The 19,704-nt window shown below is 53.4% G+C and carries 18 protein-coding genes and 2 tRNA genes; 9 read left to right on the plus strand and 11 right to left on the minus strand.

Going from position 1 to position 19,704, the window contains the following annotated elements; all coding sequences use genetic code 11:
- The first annotated feature begins 19 nt into the window (after positions 1-19).
- On the plus strand, positions 20-955 hold the full coding sequence (locus G461_RS0101205; RefSeq protein WP_051333266.1) for a ParB/Srx family N-terminal domain-containing protein: 936 nt from the start codon (positions 20-22) through the stop codon (positions 953-955).
- A 99-nt stretch (positions 956-1,054) separates the two neighbouring features.
- On the opposite strand, the gene G461_RS0101210 is transcribed toward G461_RS0101205, so the two are convergent.
- Positions 1,055-1,447: a hypothetical protein gene (locus tag G461_RS0101210; RefSeq protein WP_157360194.1), complete on the minus strand. Its 393-nt coding sequence runs from the start codon at positions 1,445-1,447 to the stop codon at positions 1,055-1,057.
- Between the two features lie 165 nt (positions 1,448-1,612).
- Between G461_RS0101210 and G461_RS0101215 the strand changes: the two genes are divergently transcribed.
- Entirely contained in the window at positions 1,613-3,610 is a 1,998-nt protein-coding gene (locus tag G461_RS0101215; protein WP_026970441.1) for a metallophosphoesterase family protein, read from the plus strand.
- A gap of 195 nt (positions 3,611-3,805) precedes the next feature.
- Positions 3,806-4,777, plus strand: a complete 972-nt coding sequence (locus G461_RS22910) for an aldose epimerase family protein (RefSeq protein ID WP_051333267.1) — start codon at positions 3,806-3,808, stop codon at positions 4,775-4,777.
- A gap of 19 nt (positions 4,778-4,796) precedes the next feature.
- On the opposite strand, the gene G461_RS0101225 is transcribed toward G461_RS22910, so the two are convergent.
- Both G461_RS0101225 and G461_RS0101230 read right to left on the minus strand, forming a co-directional pair.
- The gene (locus G461_RS0101225) at positions 4,797-5,618 is read right to left on the minus strand and encodes a helix-turn-helix domain-containing protein (RefSeq protein ID WP_026970442.1); all 822 of its coding nucleotides are present in this window, start codon (positions 5,616-5,618) and stop codon (positions 4,797-4,799) included.
- A gap of 74 nt (positions 5,619-5,692) precedes the next feature.
- Entirely contained in the window at positions 5,693-6,301 is a 609-nt protein-coding gene (locus G461_RS0101230) for a LysE family translocator (protein WP_026970443.1), read from the minus strand.
- Between the two features lie 162 nt (positions 6,302-6,463).
- Between G461_RS0101230 and G461_RS0101235 the strand changes: the two genes are divergently transcribed.
- From G461_RS0101235 to G461_RS0101250, 4 genes are all read left to right on the plus strand, one after another.
- Positions 6,464-6,766 carry an antibiotic biosynthesis monooxygenase family protein gene (locus G461_RS0101235; RefSeq protein WP_026970444.1) on the plus strand — a complete coding sequence of 101 codons (303 nt, stop codon included), beginning with the start codon at positions 6,464-6,466 and terminating at the stop codon, positions 6,764-6,766.
- Positions 6,753-7,208: a GNAT family N-acetyltransferase gene (locus G461_RS0101240; RefSeq protein WP_051333268.1), complete on the plus strand. Its 456-nt coding sequence runs from the start codon at positions 6,753-6,755 to the stop codon at positions 7,206-7,208. Before G461_RS0101235 ends, G461_RS0101240 begins: the two co-directional genes overlap by 14 nt.
- A gap of 338 nt (positions 7,209-7,546) precedes the next feature.
- On the plus strand, positions 7,547-8,365 hold the full coding sequence (locus G461_RS0101245; RefSeq protein ID WP_026970446.1) for a Hachiman antiphage defense system protein HamA: 819 nt from the start codon (positions 7,547-7,549) through the stop codon (positions 8,363-8,365).
- Positions 8,355-11,534 (plus strand): DEAD/DEAH box helicase, encoded by a 3,180-nt coding sequence (locus G461_RS0101250; protein WP_026970447.1) that lies wholly within the window; start codon positions 8,355-8,357, stop codon positions 11,532-11,534. The genes G461_RS0101245 and G461_RS0101250 overlap by 11 nt, the downstream gene beginning before the upstream one ends.
- A gap of 115 nt (positions 11,535-11,649) precedes the next feature.
- Here the strand turns inward: G461_RS0101250 and G461_RS0101255 are convergent, their stop codons facing one another.
- Positions 11,650-12,366 (minus strand): hypothetical protein, encoded by a 717-nt coding sequence (locus tag G461_RS0101255; RefSeq protein WP_026970448.1) that lies wholly within the window; start codon positions 12,364-12,366, stop codon positions 11,650-11,652.
- A gap of 787 nt (positions 12,367-13,153) precedes the next feature.
- Between G461_RS0101255 and G461_RS0101260 the strand changes: the two genes are divergently transcribed.
- Positions 13,154-13,229 (plus strand) — tRNA-Arg (locus tag G461_RS0101260).
- A 5-nt stretch (positions 13,230-13,234) separates the two neighbouring features.
- Positions 13,235-13,323: transfer RNA gene (locus tag G461_RS0101265), tRNA-Ser, on the plus strand.
- Positions 13,324-13,389: 66 nt separating this feature from the next.
- On the opposite strand, the gene G461_RS26250 is transcribed toward G461_RS0101265, so the two are convergent.
- The 7 genes from G461_RS26250 to G461_RS0101300 form a co-directional block, all read right to left on the minus strand.
- The gene (locus G461_RS26250) at positions 13,390-14,532 is read right to left on the minus strand and encodes a methyl-accepting chemotaxis protein (RefSeq protein ID WP_051333269.1); all 1,143 of its coding nucleotides are present in this window, start codon (positions 14,530-14,532) and stop codon (positions 13,390-13,392) included.
- A gap of 97 nt (positions 14,533-14,629) precedes the next feature.
- Positions 14,630-15,823: a tetratricopeptide repeat protein gene (locus G461_RS0101275; RefSeq protein WP_026970449.1), complete on the minus strand. Its 1,194-nt coding sequence runs from the start codon at positions 15,821-15,823 to the stop codon at positions 14,630-14,632.
- Positions 15,820-16,443 (minus strand): energy transducer TonB, encoded by a 624-nt coding sequence (locus tag G461_RS0101280; protein ID WP_026970450.1) that lies wholly within the window; start codon positions 16,441-16,443, stop codon positions 15,820-15,822. Before G461_RS0101280 ends, G461_RS0101275 begins: the two co-directional genes overlap by 4 nt.
- The gene (locus G461_RS0101285) at positions 16,443-16,847 is read right to left on the minus strand and encodes an ExbD/TolR family protein (RefSeq protein WP_026957399.1); all 405 of its coding nucleotides are present in this window, start codon (positions 16,845-16,847) and stop codon (positions 16,443-16,445) included. Before G461_RS0101285 ends, G461_RS0101280 begins: the two co-directional genes overlap by 1 nt.
- The gene (locus G461_RS22920; protein ID WP_051333271.1) at positions 16,844-17,443 is read right to left on the minus strand and encodes a MotA/TolQ/ExbB proton channel family protein; all 600 of its coding nucleotides are present in this window, start codon (positions 17,441-17,443) and stop codon (positions 16,844-16,846) included. Before G461_RS22920 ends, G461_RS0101285 begins: the two co-directional genes overlap by 4 nt.
- Positions 17,443-18,864, minus strand: a complete 1,422-nt coding sequence (locus G461_RS22925; RefSeq protein ID WP_051333272.1) for a MotA/TolQ/ExbB proton channel family protein — start codon at positions 18,862-18,864, stop codon at positions 17,443-17,445. The genes G461_RS22920 and G461_RS22925 overlap by 1 nt, the downstream gene beginning before the upstream one ends.
- A complete protein-coding gene (locus G461_RS0101300; protein ID WP_026970451.1) occupies positions 18,861-19,622 on the minus strand; it encodes a DUF3450 domain-containing protein in 762 nt (253 codons plus the stop codon). The genes G461_RS22925 and G461_RS0101300 overlap by 4 nt, the downstream gene beginning before the upstream one ends.
- Positions 19,623-19,704: the final 82 nt, after the last annotated feature.

Raw genomic sequence — 19,704 nt, forward strand, 5'->3', positions numbered from 1 at the left:
TTAATAACAGGAAATCGCAATGACACAACGTGCCAACCTCGCCTTCTTTGGCCTGCTAGTAATGCTGCTGAGCAGCTTCGTGTTCGCCACCGCTGCCAACGCCATCCCCGCCACCACCAAGGTCGGTGATGTTATCGAAGTGCAGCTAAGCCAGCTTAACCCGACCCAGCCTTCCATTGGCTACGATCAGGTGTTCTACAAGCTGGGCCGCTTTCAAGTGGACCTGAAAAAGCAGTTCGACGAGATCTGCGAAGCTAACGGCCAGAAAGGCTTGGAGAGCTTCAACGAGCAATCGGTACAAGCTGATCGCGACAGCTTTAGCTGTAAAGAGGCCATCGGCAGCCGCGCCAACGAGATGAAAACCGTGGTGCTGGCCCCCGACAACAACTACTACCTCACCGACGGCCACCACACCTTTAACACCTTCTGGCATATGCAAGGTGGCGGCAGTACCTTCCCAATCCATGTGGTGGTGACTCACGACTACCGTGAGCTGGCCGATATGCAAGCCTTCTGGCAGGCGATGCAGCAAGACGGCAACGTGTGGCTTTTTGATCTAAACAACCAAGCAATCGCCGCCGAGCAGTTGCCTGCTTCGCTGGGTATGGAAAACTTCGCCAACGACGCCTACCGCTCGCTGATGTACTTCAGCCGTAAGGTAAGCTGGGCCAAGCCAAAGCAGCCCGTGCCGTTCCTCGAGTTTTACTGGGCGAAAGAGCTGAAGCCGCTGATTGACTTGGGCAACTATGATCTAAGCGATATGGACAGCTACGTACAAGCGATTACAGACGCGGCCGACATCATCCTCAACCTCGACACCGACAGCCTGGGTGGCTCGGGCTTGAGCGCTGTAGAGATGGGTCAAATGAAAGAGTTTAAGGCCAAAACCTTAAGCAAGCTGCAAACCGAAAAAGGCAAGCTGTTCTACTCGCTGGCGTATAAGGCGCAGCAGTAAGCTTGATACGCTCCAGCTATTTGGAGCTGAGCATTAATCATTAAAAAGGAGGGCTTAGCCCTCCTTTTGTTTTACTTGAAAGCGCTGATTCTCGCCCCGCTACTCGCCAATCTCAGCCGCAATCGCAGCTGCCCGACGACTCTCATGGTCATTCATAAAGTAGCAGCGGTGGGTGTAGGCAGAGGTCAGTACTACATGCTTGTCCAAGTCTGGGTAACGCTCATCGTAGCGCTCTAGAAAACGGTGATACTGCCGCTCGTTGTAGCGAATGATGCTGCTGGCCACCTCTTCAGGCACTTGGTATTCCTCGAGCAACGCTTGCCAGTCATCCTTGTGTACGGCCAAGCGTTCTTCATTCTTCAGATAACTTGCCGCGGCCTTACAGGATGCAGCCTCATGCAGCTCAAACATCATCACCGCAGTATCGACTTGGGCATGGGCGGAAAAACACGCCAGCATGGCTGCGCCGACTAAACCTTTTGAAACCTTCACCGTCTTTCTCGTCAATCAAAAAGCCGCTGTTGTAACCCGCTTAAGTGACAGAGAGATGACAGCGTATCAAAGTAATAACTTTAATTTTTCCGTCACACGCCTGTCATATTCCTCCTAGAAACTCCTGCGCCTGGTATACACCAGTATCACGTTAGGAAATACAACATGAAAACGCGTCTTTCGCACTCTTTGAAAGTCTCAGCTTGCGCACTGGCAGTCACCACACTGCTTAGCGCCTGTAATAGTTCATCCAGCTCGAGTAATGATCGTGAACAAGACCCTGTTCACTCGCCTGTTTCCATCGGTCTGCTTCCTGATACCCAAGGCGGTGGTTGGGCTGTGGCTATGCACCCCATGGAAGCGGTACTCGCCAAGCATCAGGAGCAAGGCGTAGACGTCGTTATTCCCGTGGGCGATCTCACCGACAACGGCTCTACCGAAGAGTGGCGTCAATGGCGAGAAGTTGCCGACAAGTACCGTGACATGGGTATGGAGTTCCTGCCTGTGATGGGTAACCACGAAACCAGCTGGGCCTATACCGTAGAGTGGATCGACAACATGCGTCACTACATCCCAGAGGATGCAGTACATATGCCAAGCGCCGAGTGGCTGAACTACTACATCATCCGTGAAAACGTGTTGATGATTGGCCTGGCCTACTACAACCTGCCGATCGCATTTGGTTGGATCCAAGACGTTCTGGCCCAGCATGACGGTGAGTTCGACCACGTGGTTATCGCCAGTCACGATGGGTTGATCGGTGCTAAGTACGGCCAAACCCGTGAGCAGATCGTTGAAGGCACCAAGGACGACAACCGCCTGTTCGACATCCACAAAGAGATCCGTGAGACCTTTGCCGAACACGATGTTATCTGGGTTCAGGGCCACGAGCACATGTACCAACGCTCGCAAGTTCACGCCCGTGTACTTGGCTCGAACGATCCCGGCGGTCGCAACGCAGAGCCGCTGGCCTCTACCCCAAGTGGCGGCAACTACCGCATGCCTTCATACACCCAAATCATCAGTGGTAACGCCTCCTACAAGGGCTACGAGTACCGCTATGGTGAGCGTGAACTCATCCAAGATGTGATCCTACACAAGATGGACACCATGAAGGATGGCTCGGAGCACTACGATGCCAACGCGTCGGTGCTGCACTTCAACGACCAGCGTGTTGACTATCTGGCCTTCTCAGCGCCGCACACCATCAACAGCAACGAAGAAGGTCCTAAAGAGCTGGCAGACCCGCAATGGACCTTGATCGATCAGTTCTCACGCACCACCAACCGCTGTGAGTCCTTGGTATATCCAAACTCGATCCCTGAAGGACAGCGCCCAATCCTCAACCATATCGTTGAGTTTAAAACCAACGACTGTGTTGCCGATGATGGCAGTACTGCTCGTCTGATTGGCGGTACCAACGACGTATTCAACCGGGTTGATACCACCGAGCGTAGCCTGTCCTTCCATGAAGGCTTTAAGCGCGCCGAAAGCATGAATGACCTGATGCGCCTGTCTTGGCAGTTCCTATTCACCAAACATGCGAGCTGGGACGTCAACCTCAACGGTAACAACCGGATTATCCCGGGTTCTCAGGGCGAAGATGAGACCGGCGCGAAAACCGGTAACGTAGTCATACCAGCCACCACCATCGATATGAAGAAGCACATGACTCTGAGCTGGTTACCTGCAGAGGCAAACACTGCATCGGATGTTTTATTGGTGAGTGGTGCACAAGTTCATGGTGGTGTATACCAAAGCGCTTACGGTAAATGGAAGAACATCGAAAAGCATCAGGGCTATCACGGCTCTCAGCCAGATGGTTCGGCTAAAGCCCCGGTTGAACTGCCCGACTACGCCACTCAAAACTGGAATGTGGAGCAAATCAAATCCTCCCCATTTGGTATCGAGTTCACCACAGAGAATCTGGCAAACGCGTCTAACCTGCTGCTAGCAGCCAAGCAAAACGGCGAATGGCTACCTTTGGCGAGCGCCGAGTGTGTGTTGGATCTGCCTTGGGATGAGGACTACGCCATCGCCCCACCAGCGGTAGCCCAAGAGTGTGCTGGCCAAGCCATCGTAGGCTACGACAGCCAAGTGGATGATGGCCGTTGGTGGACCATCGCTCAAACCGATATGGAACTGGCACTTATCAGCAAGTAAGCCCTCCCTAGCGAATAAAAGCGCAGGCTAGTCCTGCGCTTTTTTTTCGCCAACTCAACGGTGACTTATCAGCTTCAGCACATCCGATAAAAGATCTTAATTTTCATAGCATTAATCATAAAAATGGCGATGTAATTCGGGTAATCTTGCTAGCAAACCATACTCCCCCAGTTACCCCATCATTAAGGTGTAGTTATGACAACCAAGGCCTGCAGCAGTCACTACAAAGGGCTTCCATCTATCGTGCTGGAGAACGCCCGGCTACGGGCCGAGTGGCTACCCTACTGTGGGGCTAAGCTCGCCTCCTTAATGCTCAAGCATCAGCAAGCGCCGCTAGAGCTGCTTTCTCAGTCCTCGCTGCAGACACTTGAGCTACCGAGTCTTGGCGCGTGCTTTGCCGATTACGACACCAGCGGTTTTGATGAGTGCTTTCCGACCATCGAAGAGTGCCGGTTGGCCTGCGAATCAGCCCAAGGCAGCGTAACTCGCCTAATGCCCGATCACGGCGAGGTATGGGCCATGCCTTGGCAGGTAGAGACCCTCCACGGGCAAACGCTGCGCTTTAGCGTGTATAGCCCTAAATTTGGTTACACCCTCAGCAAAACCGTCACCTTAGATGAGCAGGGCCTGCGCTCGGAGTACTGTGTCGAGCTAGACAGCGACGCCCCAGCCCTGCCCTATATCTGGACCCCACATGCGCTGTTTGCAGTACATCCAGACACCGAGCTGCTTATCCCAGCGCATATGGATAGCATCTACAACGTGTTTGGTGGCAGTGAGCATCTCGGCGAGTTTGCCGCCATCCACCCCTACCCTCTGCTGACAAAAGGCGACCAAGCGCCGCTGGATCTGTCACTTATCGAACCCCAGCAGGCGGGCAACTGCGAGAAGTACTACTTCAACAGCCACCTACAGGCGGGCGACAGCTTTGGCTTTCGCAATCGCTACTGCGAGGTGGCGATGCGCGTTGATCATCGGCAGATCCCCTATCTAGGGGTGTGGAAGAACCAAGGAGGCTTTAAGGGGGAATATAACTTTGCCCTTGAGCCCTGCTCCGGGATCTACGATTCCACCGCGCGAGCGCATGAGAGGGGAACCTGTAAGGTGTTGCAGCCCGGAGAGCGCGCAACCTGGCGCTTTGATATCGCCATCAGTGAACGCGAGTAGCCGCACGCAGGCTTAAGAGTTAACGTCCCGAGGCCACACCCGCCTGATATTGCCCGGGAGTGAGCGCGACCCGTTTCTTGAAGTGGCGTTGAAAGTGGGCCTGATCGGCAAAACCGAGGCTGACGGCCGTCTCGGCCAGCGAACTGCCACCACGCAGTAGCTGCTTAGCCTGATTGATACGGGCATCCATCTGCATCGCCGCAGGCGACAAGCCATAGTGGCGGGCAAAGCTGCGCAACAGTTGATAGCGGCTGAGTTGGGCCTCTTCGGCCAGCTCCGCCAAGGACAAACGGCTATCGAGCTGATCCAGCAACTGTTCACGCACCCGCTGCAAGCTTTGCTCAGGCGCGCGATTAAGCGCGGGCAAGTGCTGGGCGCCGGTGCTCAACTGCAACACAAAATCCAATAGCTGACTCTCGGCATCCAGTGCCCCATCACAATCCGCTAACTGTGCGAACAAGCGATTAAAGTCATTTAGTGACTGTGTTGAGCGCAGGTGGTCTTGGGCAAAGCACAGATAATCCTGCGCGCTAAGCCCCGCCTCACTCTGGGCCTTGCCGAGCCATATTGAATCGACAAACACCATCCGATACGACCAAGCTCCCCGCTCTGGGTTGCAGGCATGCACATCGCCCGGATTAATGGTCACCACATCGCCCCGACCGGTTTGATAGCTGGTGCGCTGATTCCGATACGAAGCTGCCCCTTTATCAATCACGCCAAACGAGAACTCATCGTGAGTATGCGCCTGATAGCAGGCCGACGAATCGCGGCTCACCCGCAACTCAACCTGAGGCAGGCAAGCGCTGCGCTGAAAGTGGCTATGTTTATCCGGCTTCATGCGTGCCCTCCTTGAGCTGTGGTTTATCAACCTTGTTGACCGCAGACTGTAATTTACGAGCAATGCGCTGCCATTTAGTTTGGCAAAATCTCGCCATGCATCATTATCACTACCAGCGATGCCAGCAGCAGCGCACTGGCCCGGCTAAACTGCCGGTAATACTCCCGGCGGCTCAGATAAGGGCGCAGCCAATGCCCAGCGCCCGCCCATACCGACACACCGATAAAGCATACGGTTAGCGAGATTAGGGTAAACGCCGCCGCGTAAACAACTGCGGGCTCCCTACCCAATACAAACAGGCTAACCCCGGATGCCGCCACTGTCCACGCCTTAGGATTAAGCACCTGCAGCAACGCCCCTTGCCAAAACCCCGCCTGCATCTGCTGCTTTGCCGACTCATCGAGCTGAGCGCTTTGGAAGATCTGCCACGCCATATACAGCAGCAGCCCAGCGCCAGCCAGCCTTAACCAAAACGTCAGCATCGGCAGCTGCTGGCCAATCAGCTCCAGCGCACTGGCAGAGCACGCCACCACTAACGCATAGGCAACACTCGCCCCAGCAACAAAGCGCAAGGTTCCCCGATAGCCATAGCCCACCGCATTGCTGGCCGCTATCAGATTTACCGGCCCGGGAGTCGCCGCCCCCAGCAAGCCAAAGGCCACCATCGATGCAAATACCCACATAACGCCATCTCAATTATCACAACAAGCCCCCAGCTTAGCGGCCAAGCCACAGTGGGTATTGAACGAAATTGCAGATGCCTGATACCCATGAGAAAACCAACGGTTGAGAGTTATAGGCATCTGATTTAGCATCGTTTTTCTAAGACACAAAGGAATGTCCCCATGTATGCCGTTATCTTTCGCGCCACGGTAGGCGAGCAAGACCAGAGTTACTTCGACACCGCACAAGCAATGCGCGAGATCGCCATCAACGAATACGGCTGCCTAGAGTTTGTCGCCGTCACCGAAAGCGACCAAGAGATCGCCATCTCCTACTGGCAAAACCAGCAAGATATTCACCGCTGGCGAGAAGACCCACGCCACCAACACGCCCAACAGCAAGGTCAAGCCAGTTGGTATAAAGACTACCGCGTTGAAGTGGTGGAGATTACAAGGAGTTATCAGTTCCCAAATGAGCCAAAGTGACCTGCAAACTCGCCCGTTCCAGATAAACTGTGAAGACTCTCCTAGCCACGCTGATTTAGAGCGAATTGGCGACGGCTTGGACGAGCACAATGTCGCAATGGTTGGCAGCAGCACCAACAATCGCCCTTTGGCTTTGCTTGTTCGAAACGAGCAGTCTGAGCTAATCGCAGGCATTCGTGCGCACTACAATATATCCGGTTGGCTCTATATCACTGGGCTATGGGTAAGTGAACAGCTACGCAGACAAGGGCTCGGCCGCGCGCTTGTCCACCGCCTAGAGCGAGAAGCCATAGCCCGAGACTGCAAACAGTGCTATCTCACCACACTCGACTTTCAAGCCCCCGAGTTTTATCGTCAACTGGGTTATCAGCAGTTTGCAGAGTTACCCGAGTTTCATCTTGGGCATAGTAAGTTGTTTTTTCGAAAGCAGTTGAGGCAATAAAGCGCCATACGCTAGCGTTTCAAGAGATTGGTTAACGCTCTCTGAGTGGTAAAACAGAGCGGATGGTCCAAATCGATTCTGCCCCAAGGCAAGTTGGAGAAGCATACTAAACCCTTGTATAGACACCCTGCCTTTGCCGTTTCCATGTATCCGAATAACCTTTCCATCTTCCGCGCAGACAGTCGACATGCTGGATCTGTTAACTGTCTGATTGAACGTCATTATTGCCGATGATAACTTTGGGTTCATCAGGGGATATATGGCATTTTTCCATGTTTAAATATGGCAAATGTCATTGAATTAGATGTTAGTCCCTCGCACTAGGATATGGATAAGGAATGCCTTGGACATCACAACATACTAAATGGCTCATTGATACTGGCGAACGACTGAAGACTGCCGACGGCAAGGAGGTCGAAGTCTGGGAGTTTCAGCATCAGAATGACAAAAATGTTCTCTCCGCTTGGGCGACACACTTCCGGAATCACTATTGCTTTGACAGTGAAATCGATTATTGGCGCAAAGGGTACAAATGCTCTCGCTCAGAATATCTCGACAGCATAAAGTTTCCGGACCCCAAAGCTGCACCAGGCCCCAGCATTCGCGCTGGCGATTTCAGCGAAGTTCTAGTCGCCGATTTTCTTGAATATCTGAACGCCTTCTGGGTTCCGCGCACTCGCTACGGTGACAAAACCATCCGGAATGAGTCGACAAAAGGCAGTGACATTATCGGCTTTTATATCGTCAAGGATGGCGAAGCATCTTCTGAGGACAAGCTGGCGATCTATGAAGCGAAGGCGCAGTTCTCGGGAAAGAAGCCAACTGCACGACTTCAAGATGCAGTTGATGGTTCGGCAAAGGACATCTCCAGAAAGGCCGAGTCTTTAAATGCCATCAAGCAAAGGTTGCATAGCCGCAATGAGCTTGATGATGCCGAAAAAATTGAGCGCTTTCAGAACGAAGTAGACCACCCATACAAGGAAGTTTATGGAGCTGTCGCTCTTTTTGAAAATTCGCTTTTTGACTGTCACCTAGAATCATCGACCAATGTCTCCTCTCATCCGTATTCTGGTGACCTTGCGTTAGTAGTCATCAAAGGGGAGCAGATGATGAAACTTGTTCATAATCTCTACAAGAGGGCTGCGGATGAGGCCTGAACAGAAATCCCAACTCCTGCTTGGCGTTGCTCGGTCAAAGGCCAAGATGCTCGAGTATCGTATTCCTGAAGAGCATCACATCAATATCACCCAAGATCCGGCCAAGCTCTTCTCCATCTCGATTGGCTTACTTGGTGACCTTGCGGCTGCTATAAGCCGAGAGGAGTCAGATCCCGATTATCTAGCAGAGATGAAAACCAATCTGATATTTTCCGCACGCTTCTTTGACTCCTACCTCCAGTCAAAGCTAAACGAGACACTTGATCCCTACCTCATGCTTCTTGGCTCTGCTTCATATTATTTGTGCGATCTTCCAGGAAGTGCGGCAGTTTTGGCAAACCAGGCAACAGCATTGAGACCGGAAGAAGACCCACACTCAATGGGTCGTTTCCTGAGATACCTACTAGCGCCTAATAAATATACGCCCCCGGATGAACCGGCCACCAATATTGATGCATATTTTTTTGATAGATATTCTCTTATTGCAAATTATTATAAGTATCTGTTCATCGATTCGTCGCTGGACTATTTTGATTTCCAATTCATCAAGAGCAAAATAATTGGTTGGGCAAAGGATATTCGTGATGTTTCGTACAAGATAGGGGGAGCAAGACAGCTTCTCATCGCTGATATAGTTTGCGCAATTGTTATAACCAAAATCAAAAATTCAGTTTGGGAGTGTCTGCCAAAATACTCAGGCCTTAGTTTGGACGTTTGGTATTCGGCCATTGCAAAGCGGGGGGCAATTAAAGAGTTCTGGCCTGCGCAACACCTTTTGGGCAAGGCAGATGTTCTTAAAGGCGAGTCTGCCATCGTTCAAATGCCTACAAGCGCTGGCAAAACGAAGGCAACGGAACTGATCCTTCGAAGCGCTTTTCTGGCCGAGCGTGTTTCGTTGGCCATCATCATCGCCCCGTTCAGAGCGCTGTGCCATGAGATCAAGAACAGTCTCGTTGAGGCGTTCCACAATGAAGCCACCAAGGTAGATGAATTGTCCGATGCCCTACAGACCGATTTCGAGATTGCCGAGCTCTTGGGACACCAACAAATCCTGGTCGTAACCCCTGAGAAGCTGCTCTACGTCCTTCGGCACGCTCCGGAAATGGCTGCCCACGTTGGCCTGTTAGTCTTTGATGAAGGACACCAGTTTGACAGTGGCACCCGAGGCATCACATACGAGCTGCTCCTAACATCGCTACGATCTATGATTCCCGAAGATGCCCAGAAGATACTGATCTCAGCGGTCATCAGCAATGCTGAAGCTGTTGGAGAATGGCTGAACGGCGAGCCCAATGTCGTCGAAGGCACAACCCTGATTCCCACTTTCAGGTCAGTCGGGTTCGTGAGCTGGCTCGATCAATTAGGAAGAATCGAGTACGTTGACAGTCGTGATGCCGAACAAGGCGAATTTTTTGTTCCGAGGGTTATTGAAAAATTCAATCTCGGGAGAAGAGGCAGAGAGCAGAAAGATCGTCACTTTCCAGAGAAGGACGATAGCCAGGCCATTGCACTCTATCTCGGTATAAAACTGGCTACTAATGGAAGCATCGCCATCTTCTGTGGCAAAAAGTCAACAGCGACAAGCATTTGTGAAAAAGCGGTGGAACTCATTGATCGTGGCATTCCGCTTCTACTCCCACAAGAATTCTCAGACCGAAGGGAGGTTGAACGGCTGCATAACCTCCATGTTGCGAATCTTGGAACTGACGCATCGGCCTCAATGAGTGCTGAGCATGGCATATTTTCTCATCATGGTAATACACCCCATGGCATCCGCCTTTCAGTGGAACACGCTATGCGTGAAAACCTAGTACGGTTCGTTGTTTGCACCTCCACACTGGCGCAAGGCGTAAATCTTCCAATCCGTTATCTCATTGTTACCAGTGTCTACCAGGGTATGGAGCGCATCAAAGTTCGGGATTTTCATAACCTCATAGGTCGAGCGGGTCGAGCCGGGATGCATACTGAAGGCAGCATCTTGTTTGCAGACCCTATTGTGTATGACAAGCGACGCAACCGAAAAGACGGCTGGCGGTGGCATATAGTCAAGGAGCTGCTTGATCCAACCAAGTCAGAGGAATGCGCAAGCAGCCTCTTTCAACTTATCCCTCTGGTTATCCGGAATGACCGTACCAAGTCAAAAGACAAAAAGAATCATTCGTTGACATGGGATATCCTGTCTTTTGCCAAAGCTCATATAGCCGGGTGGGATTCCTTGAATGGAGTTATCAAAAAGATTGCTAAACAATACGGCGGAAACGGTTTCACTGTCGATACGGTGAAACCGCAATTCGAATTTTTCAGCCTGACTCTCGCCTCCGTCGAAGGCTTTCTTCTCTCCAACTGGGATGCTGTTGATAATGGTCTTAAGGAAGCAGACATTGCTAATCTCGCGGAACAGACATTGGCGTATTTCTTGGCTGATGATGAGAAACGGGAGCAGATTCAAGAATTGTTTAAGCTTCTGGCTGAAAACATATCAGAGAATATTACAGACGTTAATCGGCGTAAGGTGTTTGGCAAAACACTCTATGGTGTCAATGATGCTAAGGCGATTGAAACGTGGGTTAAAGATAACGCTGATGAACTTATTGCAGCTCCAAATGGAGACGAATTTATCGATCTCGTATGGCCGTTAATAACGGGGCATATACATAATAAAGCTTTCAATAATTTCGACAATAAGGACGTCCTGAAAGAAATCACGAAGAAGTGGATTTCAGGATCTCCATTTAACCAACTTTTCCGAATTGCCGACAGTAACAAGTGCAAGATCGGTAAAGGAAAGAGGCCCAGGAAAGTCAAAATCGAAAATATCATAGATATCTGCGAGGGCGGGCTTGCCTATGATGGGGCTCTTCTCGTGAGTGCATTGTGTGAATTTTTAGAAATGCTGGATCGCGAAGGAACAGGTGACCCGATTAATCGTCTCCAGCTTTTCCAAAAGCAACTGAAATATGGTCTGCCGACCGAAACCACTATTGTTCTCTACGAGCTTGGCTTTTCTGACCGCGTCATCGCTCAGGACCTTTCCACATCCTTAAACTTGGCTGCGACTCAAAAGAAAGATATCGTGAAGGCACTGAAACAAGGCAGGGACGAAACTAATGCGGTGATGGAGAAATACCCAAGCTATTTCCAAGAGCGAATGAACGAGAAATTGGGCTAAGAAGCAAAGGCAGGCGGACACATAAATGCTCTGCTGCTTTGGGCGTCAAACTCCCAGCCTCTAACTCTCTTCTGTCCAGTTCCAAGTTACGACCCTTTCAGAACACTCGAACCAACTACACCTTATCCGAACTCCCCTGCTCCAGCGCAGCGCCTTTCTTCACCCCAAGATAAGCCGCTCCGACCAACAGTGCACTAAAGCTGGAAAGCAGGTGGTTCACAAACACCGCCAACACTTTCATTGAGGGGTTTCTTGCCTCTGGAGCCAGCACACCTAGCAGCAAACGCCCGGCCTCAAAGCAAAGGCCGATGCCCCATAGTGGCAATAGGTAAGCGTAGATCATCCGTTTAACTTGTTCGTTATCGATATCGCCGTGCTCCACTAGATAGGGCACGGTAAGCAGCAAGGGGAACATCACGCTGCGGGTGAACAGGCCGCTTAGTACGGTCAGGCCTTGACCTTCGCCCCAGTAAAGTAACTCGGCCAGCCCAGAGCCGGCTAGCACGCCTGCAACTGGGATGGTCACCGCCACCGACATCAGGGAATAGAGCACCATAATCAGCGCGGCGCGTATATATAGTGCTTGGTTGGCGCGTAAGGTCGGCTGCGACAAACCGAGCAGCAGGCAGGCACAGTTCACAAACAGCACGGCGGGGGCGTAGATACTGCCTACCAGAGATTGAACCCATACGATGAACGGGTACTGAAAGCCCATCACCGAGGGTAACCAGCACAGCATCAAGATCAGCAGTGGCGGGGTAATAGCGGCAAGCAGCTCACGAAACCTAAGGCCTACCACCATGACACTTACTGCGAATACTTTAATGACCATCCTTGTGCACTCCTTGTCTGCTGACCCGATGCCAAACAGCAGGCATCGTTACCAATAGATATCAGGGAGCTGATATACAGTTATTGCGCAATAACAAACCTTACCGCCTCCGCACTGGCGTAGATGCAAAGTTGCAGTCGGTATCACAGATTCGTTTTCGCTAGATTCATTTTTCTATGGCATTGAAACAAGCTGCTTTTTTGAACGACTCTGGTTATAGTGAGTCTCAGGCAATCACGCCAACCAAGGAAACAGCATGACCCACCCACTGAATCGCAACCTCAACGCTTGGCCAACTCGCGGGTTTGCTATTGCCGACGCTTTCAGTAGTAGAAGGTTCAGTTTGAATCGCTAGGTCTTCGGCTATTTCGGGGGCCTCCCCGAAAGGTCATTCTAAGCTGCGCGTGAAGAAGCTTTTTGGGGAACCAAGAAGCTTTTTTTATGCCTTTCTCCCGGTAGGGAATTACTCACCCAGAGTAAACTTAAATCATTGTTTTTATTGCATTTAATTTCGACAAACCGCTTGACAGAGCGTGTTCTGGGTATCTAAGGTAAAAACACATTCAGACGAAACAAAAGCGAACCAGGCACTTGTTATGACTCACTCAACCACCACCTACATGCTTGATTGTACTCACCTACTTCTTAGGGCGAGTCGCGTGTTGAGTAGTCGGCTCACAGACAGGCTTAGATCTTCTTAATACAAGGGGATCGTCCCCAACACTCTTTGCGATAAGCGGCTTATTGGGGAACTGATAAGCCGTTTTCTTTATAGCCTAACAAGTTAGCCCGCTTGGCGCAGTGGATAGCGCAGGGGATTTCTAATCCCCGGGTCCAAGGTTCGAATCCTTGAGTGGGCGCCAAATTTGGAAACGTGGCCGAGTGGTCGAAGGTGACTCCCTGCTAAGGAGTTGGGCGCATTGCGCCCCAAGAGTTCGAATCTCTTCGTTTCCGCCATTTTCTTTGCCGGCCCGCCGAGGTGGAAATGCCATGTTGGCTGCACAGCGGCGGCTAGGCGGTACGCTAACTGTGCACCTGCTCCATCAGCTCGCCCAGCGCTTGGTGCTGAATATCAAGCTGCCCGGCCACGCTATTCATGCCGCTCTTGGTGGCTTCGGCGGTTTCCACCGTTTCAACCATGGTGCTAAGTAGTGCATCGATGGCGACCTTAGATTTACCCAATTCGTCCATCACCTCGGCCACCTGCCCGGTGATCTTCTCTGCCGCTTCTGAGGAGGTATTGGCCAGCACCTTTACCTGCTCCGCCACCACCGAGAAACCGCGCCCCGCCTCACCGGCTCTGGCCGCTTCAATGGTGGCATTGAGTGCCAGCAGGTTGGTCTGATTGGCGATACCTTGGATCTCCACCACCTCTTGGTCGATGCCTTGGCTGATAGTCGCAACGATATTAAACAGCGCCTGCATCTGCTCCAACGAGCTGGCCCCCTGCTCGGCTTTTTGCTGGGCATTACTGGCGCGCTGCTGCAGCTCGCTGGTTTGTCCCTGGATCTCACCGGCGGTGTGATTAACCTCGGCTATACCGGCTCTGACGGCCTCGATCATCTCTGCCTGATGCTGACGCACCGCCTGCATCTCCAACTCTTGGGTCTTGGCTTCGTCTATGTCGATCAACGAGCCAGCGACCCGCAGTGGCGTACCCTGCGCATCTCGCTTGGTGCCGCCCACCGCTCGATACCAGTGCCAGCCCAGCGTTTTGTGCATACAGCGGTAGCTAATGTCGTAGGCCACCGTGCCAGAGCGATCGGCCACATGCGCCTTAAAGGCGTTAACGGTGGCATCCACGTCATCGGGGTGTAGCAGCGAAGACCAGCTATCTACCCGATTGGGAAAATCCGCTTCATCCCGATAACCGAGTAAGCGGCGAAACTCGTTTGACCAAGTCCAACGGCTCTGCGGATGCAGCGCGTCGGCATCGATAATGACGCAATCCCACAGCCCTACGCCAGCGTGGTTTTGATAAAGCTCGAGCTGCTCTTGGTGGTCTTGCGTGGAGCTAAGCTGCTGTTGCAGACGCTGAAACTTGGCTTGGATCTCGCCCAACAGCCCAGCCATTCGCCCATCACTAGAGGAGGACGGATTCACCGGCTGGTCGTTCACTATATCTTGCAGAGCGGATTCAATCTTGCGGGTCCCCAATGAAAACATCCTGTTCTCCTTCACGCAGTTCGCTGAAAAAAGGTCAGCCCAGCATGGCTGGGCCGATAATGACAGAATAGTAAATAGACGGGATTTTGGAAAAAACTTAGTGACCGAGGCTGCTCAGATACTGCAGCCAGCTGGCAGAAGAGTCCGAAGGCTTAAGCCGATGGGCCTGCTCGGCCACCTCTTTGGCCGATTTAAAATGCTCCAGCCGGAACAGCACCTGCACCTTGGCCAGCAGTTGCTCTGCTGTCGGCTCCGGCAATCGTTCTAAGGCAGCAAGCGCTAGCTGATGATGATTCTGCTGGGCCAGCAAACGGCCATAGTTCCAGGCGTAGCTTGCGTCCTTATCACTGGCGCGCTGCCAGAACGCCAAGGCCTTGTCCCATTCACGGGCTTGCTGCCAATAGCGCGCTTGGCTCACGATCAGTTCGATATCGCTGTCGGCCTCAGGTAAACGTGCCAGCACCTTGGCGGCCTGCTCGGGGATCCGCTGGTTGGCGTAGAGCTGGCTCAGGCTTCGCAGCTCTTGCTCGCTGAGTGTATGCCCGGCCCGCTCCATCTGTTGCAAGCTGGCTAATGCCGCTTTGGGCTGCTCTAGCCGCAGGTACAGGCTGGTTTGCTGTTGCCACCATACCGCTTGGTCGAGATGGCGGGCTAACAAACGCTGGGTGGTCTTAAGCGCACCGTTCCAGTCAGAGAGCTGTATCTGCGCGTTTAACCGCATATTCAGGGCCGAGGTTTCAGGAGAGTCGACCATGACCTCGTAGGCATCGACACTACCCAGTAACTGTTGCCACTGTTCTTGTTGATAAAAGGCCTGAGTCAGACGTAGCTGCCAGCTAGCGCGCTGCTGCTGAGTGGGCTCTGGCTCACCCTGCCAGTCCAACAAAGACTGATAGCGAGCCTGGGCTTCGGCGAAATCGCCACTGTTGAGGCTGACATCTGCGAGGTTTTGTAGCGCTTGTTGCAAAGTAGCGCCTTCCAGCACACTGGCTTCAACAGCCAGTTTCCAGCTAGCGAGGGCTTGCTCTGGCTGCTCGGTGCGCCAGTAAAAAATACCTAAAAGGTGCTGAACATAGGCTTGGTCATAGCGACGGCTAGGCTGCAAGCCCTCCAATAACGTGAGCGCTTCATCGAGCTTGTCATCCACGCTAAGTTGATTGGCGCGATGGACCGCACGGGCCACCGGAGCCGCTAGCTCATTGGCGTTCACAGGCAAGGTAGTTGCGACAAGGCCTGATAGCATCAACACCATCAATACGCTGCAAGAAACGAGGTCTTTGAACTGCTTCATTTTTGGATATTAAACTCAATCTTGGCGGTTTGACCTACCCGCGCAGTCGCCACGCCATCAACCATCATCGGCTGATACTTCCAACGCTCCAACGCCCGGATCGCTTCTCGCTCGAAGACCTTACCCGGCTCCGACTCGGTAATCTGAATATCCACCGGCGAGCCCTTCTCATCGATGGTAAACGACAAGGTGACATGCCCTTCAATATTGCGCTGTAGCGCGCGCTGCGGATAACGCGGCTCCACCCGCTGCAGTGGCATCACCTGTTGGTTCTGCGCCACCGCCGCAACCGGTGGCAAAGAGATCGCCAAGCCACTTACGCTCACATTCATGGCTAGAGACGGCAGATCCGGCATCACCGATTGCGCTACCTGCTGCTCGGTACTGGTGGTGACCGACTGAGGCTCGGGCGGTGCGATGGGCGGCTCGGGGCGCTCGGGCACACTGCGTTGGCGGCGCTGCAAGGCTTGCTCCTGCTCCACCATAAACATATCGAAGCGCACCGGCGCGAGCTGCTCAGGCGGGTGCTCACGCCCTAAATCCACCATCCAGGACATAAACACGAATAGCCCCAAACAGCTGACGGTCGCAAGTGGCAAGGCAAGCAACAAGCGTCCCATTAGGGCTGCTCCGTGGCCAAAGCGATCTTGCTGATACCCGCGCCCTTGGCGGCATCCATCACCGCGACTACCGTGCCATTAAAAGCGAATGAATCCGCTTGAATCACTAACGACGGATCAGGTTGTTCCAACAGCAAACGCTCTAGGTTAGCCTGCACCCGTTCCACATCCACCAAACGCTTGTCGATGTAGATGTCGTTGTTGGCGGTCACCGCGATAAAGATCCCTGCGTCCTTCTGGCTTACCGAATGGCTGGCCTCCGGACGATTCACCTCCACCCCTGACTCGCGCACAAACGAGCTGGTGACGATGAAGAAGATCAACATGATAAAGACGATATCGAGCATCGAGGTCATATCGACCTGGGCCTCATCTTGAATACGACGACGTTGGCCAAGCCTCATTTCTCGTTCCTCTCTTGATTGGATTGAGCGGGTTCTGCGTTCGCAGGACGCGCATCGTTTTCACTACGCATTAGCTTTTCGAGATGCAGCTCGCGGGCATCGGCCCAGCGCTGAATGCGTGAATAACTAAACATACCGGCCAGCGCTGCCACCATACCGGCCATGGTCGGCAAGGTGGCCATCGAGATCCCCGAGGCCATCAAGCGCGGCTGCGCCGAGCCTTGGGTGGCCAATACATCAAACACCGAGATCATCCCGGTTACGGTGCCGAGCAGCCCCAGCATCGGGAACAGCGCCACAATCACCTTCAGCAGGCTGACATGTTTGAACAGCGCTCGGTGCGCTTCATCCAGCGCGGCGTCGCGCTGGGCTCGGGCATACCAACTCAGGTGGTCATTGCGCTTGCGCCAAGCACTCAGCCATTGTTGCTGCTGGCGAGGAAACTGCCACCACAGGTAGATGATCCGCTCAAAGGCGAGGCACCAAAACACCAGCACTAAGGCTGCCAGCCACCACAGTACCGGGCCGCCCAAATGCATAAACTGGCTAAGGTTAGTTATCGCTGGCAAACTGAGCCAAGCAACAAGCAGCTCCATTAAGCACTGGCCTCCTGGCTCTTCATAGCAACAGCATCTAGTTCGTGCTCACCACGCAGACCTTGTTCGGCGCGCGCTGCCACTAAGCCAATGCCCTGTTTCTCAAGGATGCTGCGCACCCCTTCGGCTTGAGAGCTAAGCAGGTTGTGCGCCAGCAGCAGTGGCATAGCTGCCACTAGGCCGAGCACAGTGGTAATCAGCGCCATCGAGATACCGCCGGCCATCACTCGTGGATCGGCGTTACCAAACTGGGTAATCACCTGGAAGGTATCAATCATACCGGTCACGGTACCCAGCAGGCCAAGCATGGGTGCCAGCGCCGCCATCAGCTTAAGCATCGACAGGCCGCGCTCTAATGACTGCTGTTCGTCCATCACCGCCTCCAGCAGACGCAGCTCTAGGGCTTCCACGTTGGGCGCTTGCTCTTCGTGGTACACCTTCAAGATGCGGCCTAGCGGGTTATTACCCGGCTGTTCGGGTGTTTTGAGCTGTTGACTGATCTGGCGACGCGCCACCAGCAGGCGCAGGCCTCGATAGCCAGCAATCAACAGGCCACTGGCCAGCAAAGCCAAAATAATCTTACCGACCACGCCGCCTTGGCGAACGCGGTCTTGTAGAGTTGGGGTATCACCAAGCTGGCGCAGCAGCTCGCCGCGGCTTGGGTCGAGCGTCATAATCACTGGCTGCTGAGTGACTTGCTCAAGCTCAGCCTGTTTTGACCACGACTGAGGTTGGCGTGGCAACACCTTGGCGATTTGCTGATTCGCATCCCAATCTAAAAGGCCTTGCTGGCCAATCAAGGCGAAGGAGCCCAATCGATAAGCTCGGTCTTTGCTAAGCTCGCCACTGCCGTTCGCGACCACGACCCATACTCTAGACAACTGTTGCGAGGCTTCGATTTGCTGCTCGAACAACTGCCACAGCCCTTCCAGTTGCGCCATCGACGGCAAGGCTCGGGCGGCCACAATCTCGTCGAGTAACTGGCTTTGCTCGGGGCGCTCGATACTGGTGATAGCATCATGCACCTCGACCTGCAGCTCACGCGCCGCTTGGCGAACCACACCAAACAGCTCGCCTAAGCTGCCGGTTTCTAGCTGCAGTTTTTGCTCCAGCTCGGCCAAGCGTTGCTCGTTGGCACTGAACTGCTCAGAAAGCTGGTCAGTTTCGGTTTCCAGCGCTTGTTGGCGCGCTAAGAGCGCATCTAGCTGGGCTTGCAATTCGGCTTCGCTCTTAGCGAAGCCTTGCTCACGTTGCTTATTTTGTTGACCGGTTTGACGAGCGGCTTGCTCGGTGGTTTTTAGTAGCGCTTCGGCTTGCTGCTGGGCGTTTAGATCTGTGTCGCTATCGGCGACGGCAGGCAAGGCCAACACGGCGCTAAGCGCAAGACCAGCAATCGCCTTTGAGGCATGGTTAAAGATCATTGCTGCGCCTCCTTCAGGCTGACTGGCAACTCCAGCAAGCTTGGCGCAGCGCTTTGGCGGGCCAGTGCGTAGGCCTGATCGGCCTTAAGTCCTGCGGCGCGGTCCATGGCTTGCCACTGACCACTGGCTTGATCCCAGGTCCAGTATTGTTGCTGGTCGAGGCTGCGTGCGAGCAGCACAGCGCGCCCTAAGTACAACTGCTCCACTTGCAAGCGCTCACCAGCCACTTCCAGCTCCCCTTGATAGCTGCCCAGCTTGCTGCCGTAATCCAGCTCAATCTGATAAGCCTCAAGGATGCGGCGATATTTTTCAGCGTCACTAACATCAGCTTGCGCCATCATCGCGTTGAGCTGTTCCAGACGCTGCGCACGGGCTGCCGAGCGAATTGGGCGGTCATTCTCGATGTGCGTCTCTAAGGCCGCTAGCATACGGTACATCAACGGCACCACGCCTTGGCGGGTTGCGCCAATCTCATCAAGCTGTTGATGGAAGCTGTCGATTTCCAACTGCTGACTGTCGATCATCCGGCTTAGGTGGTCGCGGTAAACCTCCAAGCTCTCCACTTCTTGCATCAGAATCTCGATCTCACGCTGCAACTCGAAGGCGCGATCGGAGCTTTGGTCGATAGTATCTTGCGAGCGCTTAGCGGCATCAATCGCCTGACTTTCAACACGCTGGCTTTGCGCCAGCGGCTCAGCCGCCAACATCGGAGAACTCATCAGTGCACAGAGCACCACAGCAGACTTTATTTGCTTCATTGCCTTCAGCTTTACCTTCAGCTCTTTCATCAGTTAGGAGGTGGTTGGATGGGTAATCAGGCAGCTAGCCTACCCGAATCAG

It is taken from the genome of Aliagarivorans marinus DSM 23064 (genome assembly GCF_000429485.1).
GTDB lineage: Bacteria > Pseudomonadota > Gammaproteobacteria > Enterobacterales > Celerinatantimonadaceae > Aliagarivorans > Aliagarivorans marinus.

Bases quoted from the DNA above. Each gene is read 5' to 3' on its own strand.
- G461_RS0101205 (WP_051333266.1), top strand. From the start codon at position 20: ATGACACAACGTGCCAACCTCGCCTTCTTTGGCCTGCTAGTAATGCTG.
- G461_RS0101215 (WP_026970441.1), top strand. From the start codon at position 1,613: ATGAAAACGCGTCTTTCGCACTCTTTGAAAGTCTCAGCTTGCGCACTG.
- G461_RS22910 (WP_051333267.1), top strand. From the start codon at position 3,806: ATGACAACCAAGGCCTGCAGCAGTCACTACAAAGGGCTTCCATCTATC.
- G461_RS0101225 (WP_026970442.1), bottom strand. From the start codon at position 5,618: ATGAAGCCGGATAAACATAGCCACTTTCAGCGCAGCGCTTGCCTGCCT.
- G461_RS0101230 (WP_026970443.1), bottom strand. From the start codon at position 6,301: ATGTGGGTATTTGCATCGATGGTGGCCTTTGGCTTGCTGGGGGCGGCG.
- G461_RS0101235 (WP_026970444.1), top strand. From the start codon at position 6,464: ATGTATGCCGTTATCTTTCGCGCCACGGTAGGCGAGCAAGACCAGAGT.
- G461_RS0101240 (WP_051333268.1), top strand. From the start codon at position 6,753: ATGAGCCAAAGTGACCTGCAAACTCGCCCGTTCCAGATAAACTGTGAA.
- G461_RS0101245 (WP_026970446.1), top strand. From the start codon at position 7,547: ATGCCTTGGACATCACAACATACTAAATGGCTCATTGATACTGGCGAA.
- G461_RS0101250 (WP_026970447.1), top strand. From the start codon at position 8,355: ATGAGGCCTGAACAGAAATCCCAACTCCTGCTTGGCGTTGCTCGGTCA.
- G461_RS0101255 (WP_026970448.1), bottom strand. From the start codon at position 12,366: ATGGTCATTAAAGTATTCGCAGTAAGTGTCATGGTGGTAGGCCTTAGG.
- G461_RS26250 (WP_051333269.1), bottom strand. From the start codon at position 14,532: ATGTTTTCATTGGGGACCCGCAAGATTGAATCCGCTCTGCAAGATATA.
- G461_RS0101275 (WP_026970449.1), bottom strand. From the start codon at position 15,823: ATGAAGCAGTTCAAAGACCTCGTTTCTTGCAGCGTATTGATGGTGTTG.
- G461_RS0101280 (WP_026970450.1), bottom strand. From the start codon at position 16,443: ATGGGACGCTTGTTGCTTGCCTTGCCACTTGCGACCGTCAGCTGTTTG.
- G461_RS0101285 (WP_026957399.1), bottom strand. From the start codon at position 16,847: ATGAGGCTTGGCCAACGTCGTCGTATTCAAGATGAGGCCCAGGTCGAT.
- G461_RS22920 (WP_051333271.1), bottom strand. From the start codon at position 17,443: ATGGAGCTGCTTGTTGCTTGGCTCAGTTTGCCAGCGATAACTAACCTT.
- G461_RS22925 (WP_051333272.1), bottom strand. From the start codon at position 18,864: ATGATCTTTAACCATGCCTCAAAGGCGATTGCTGGTCTTGCGCTTAGC.
- G461_RS0101300 (WP_026970451.1), bottom strand. From the start codon at position 19,622: ATGAAGCAAATAAAGTCTGCTGTGGTGCTCTGTGCACTGATGAGTTCT.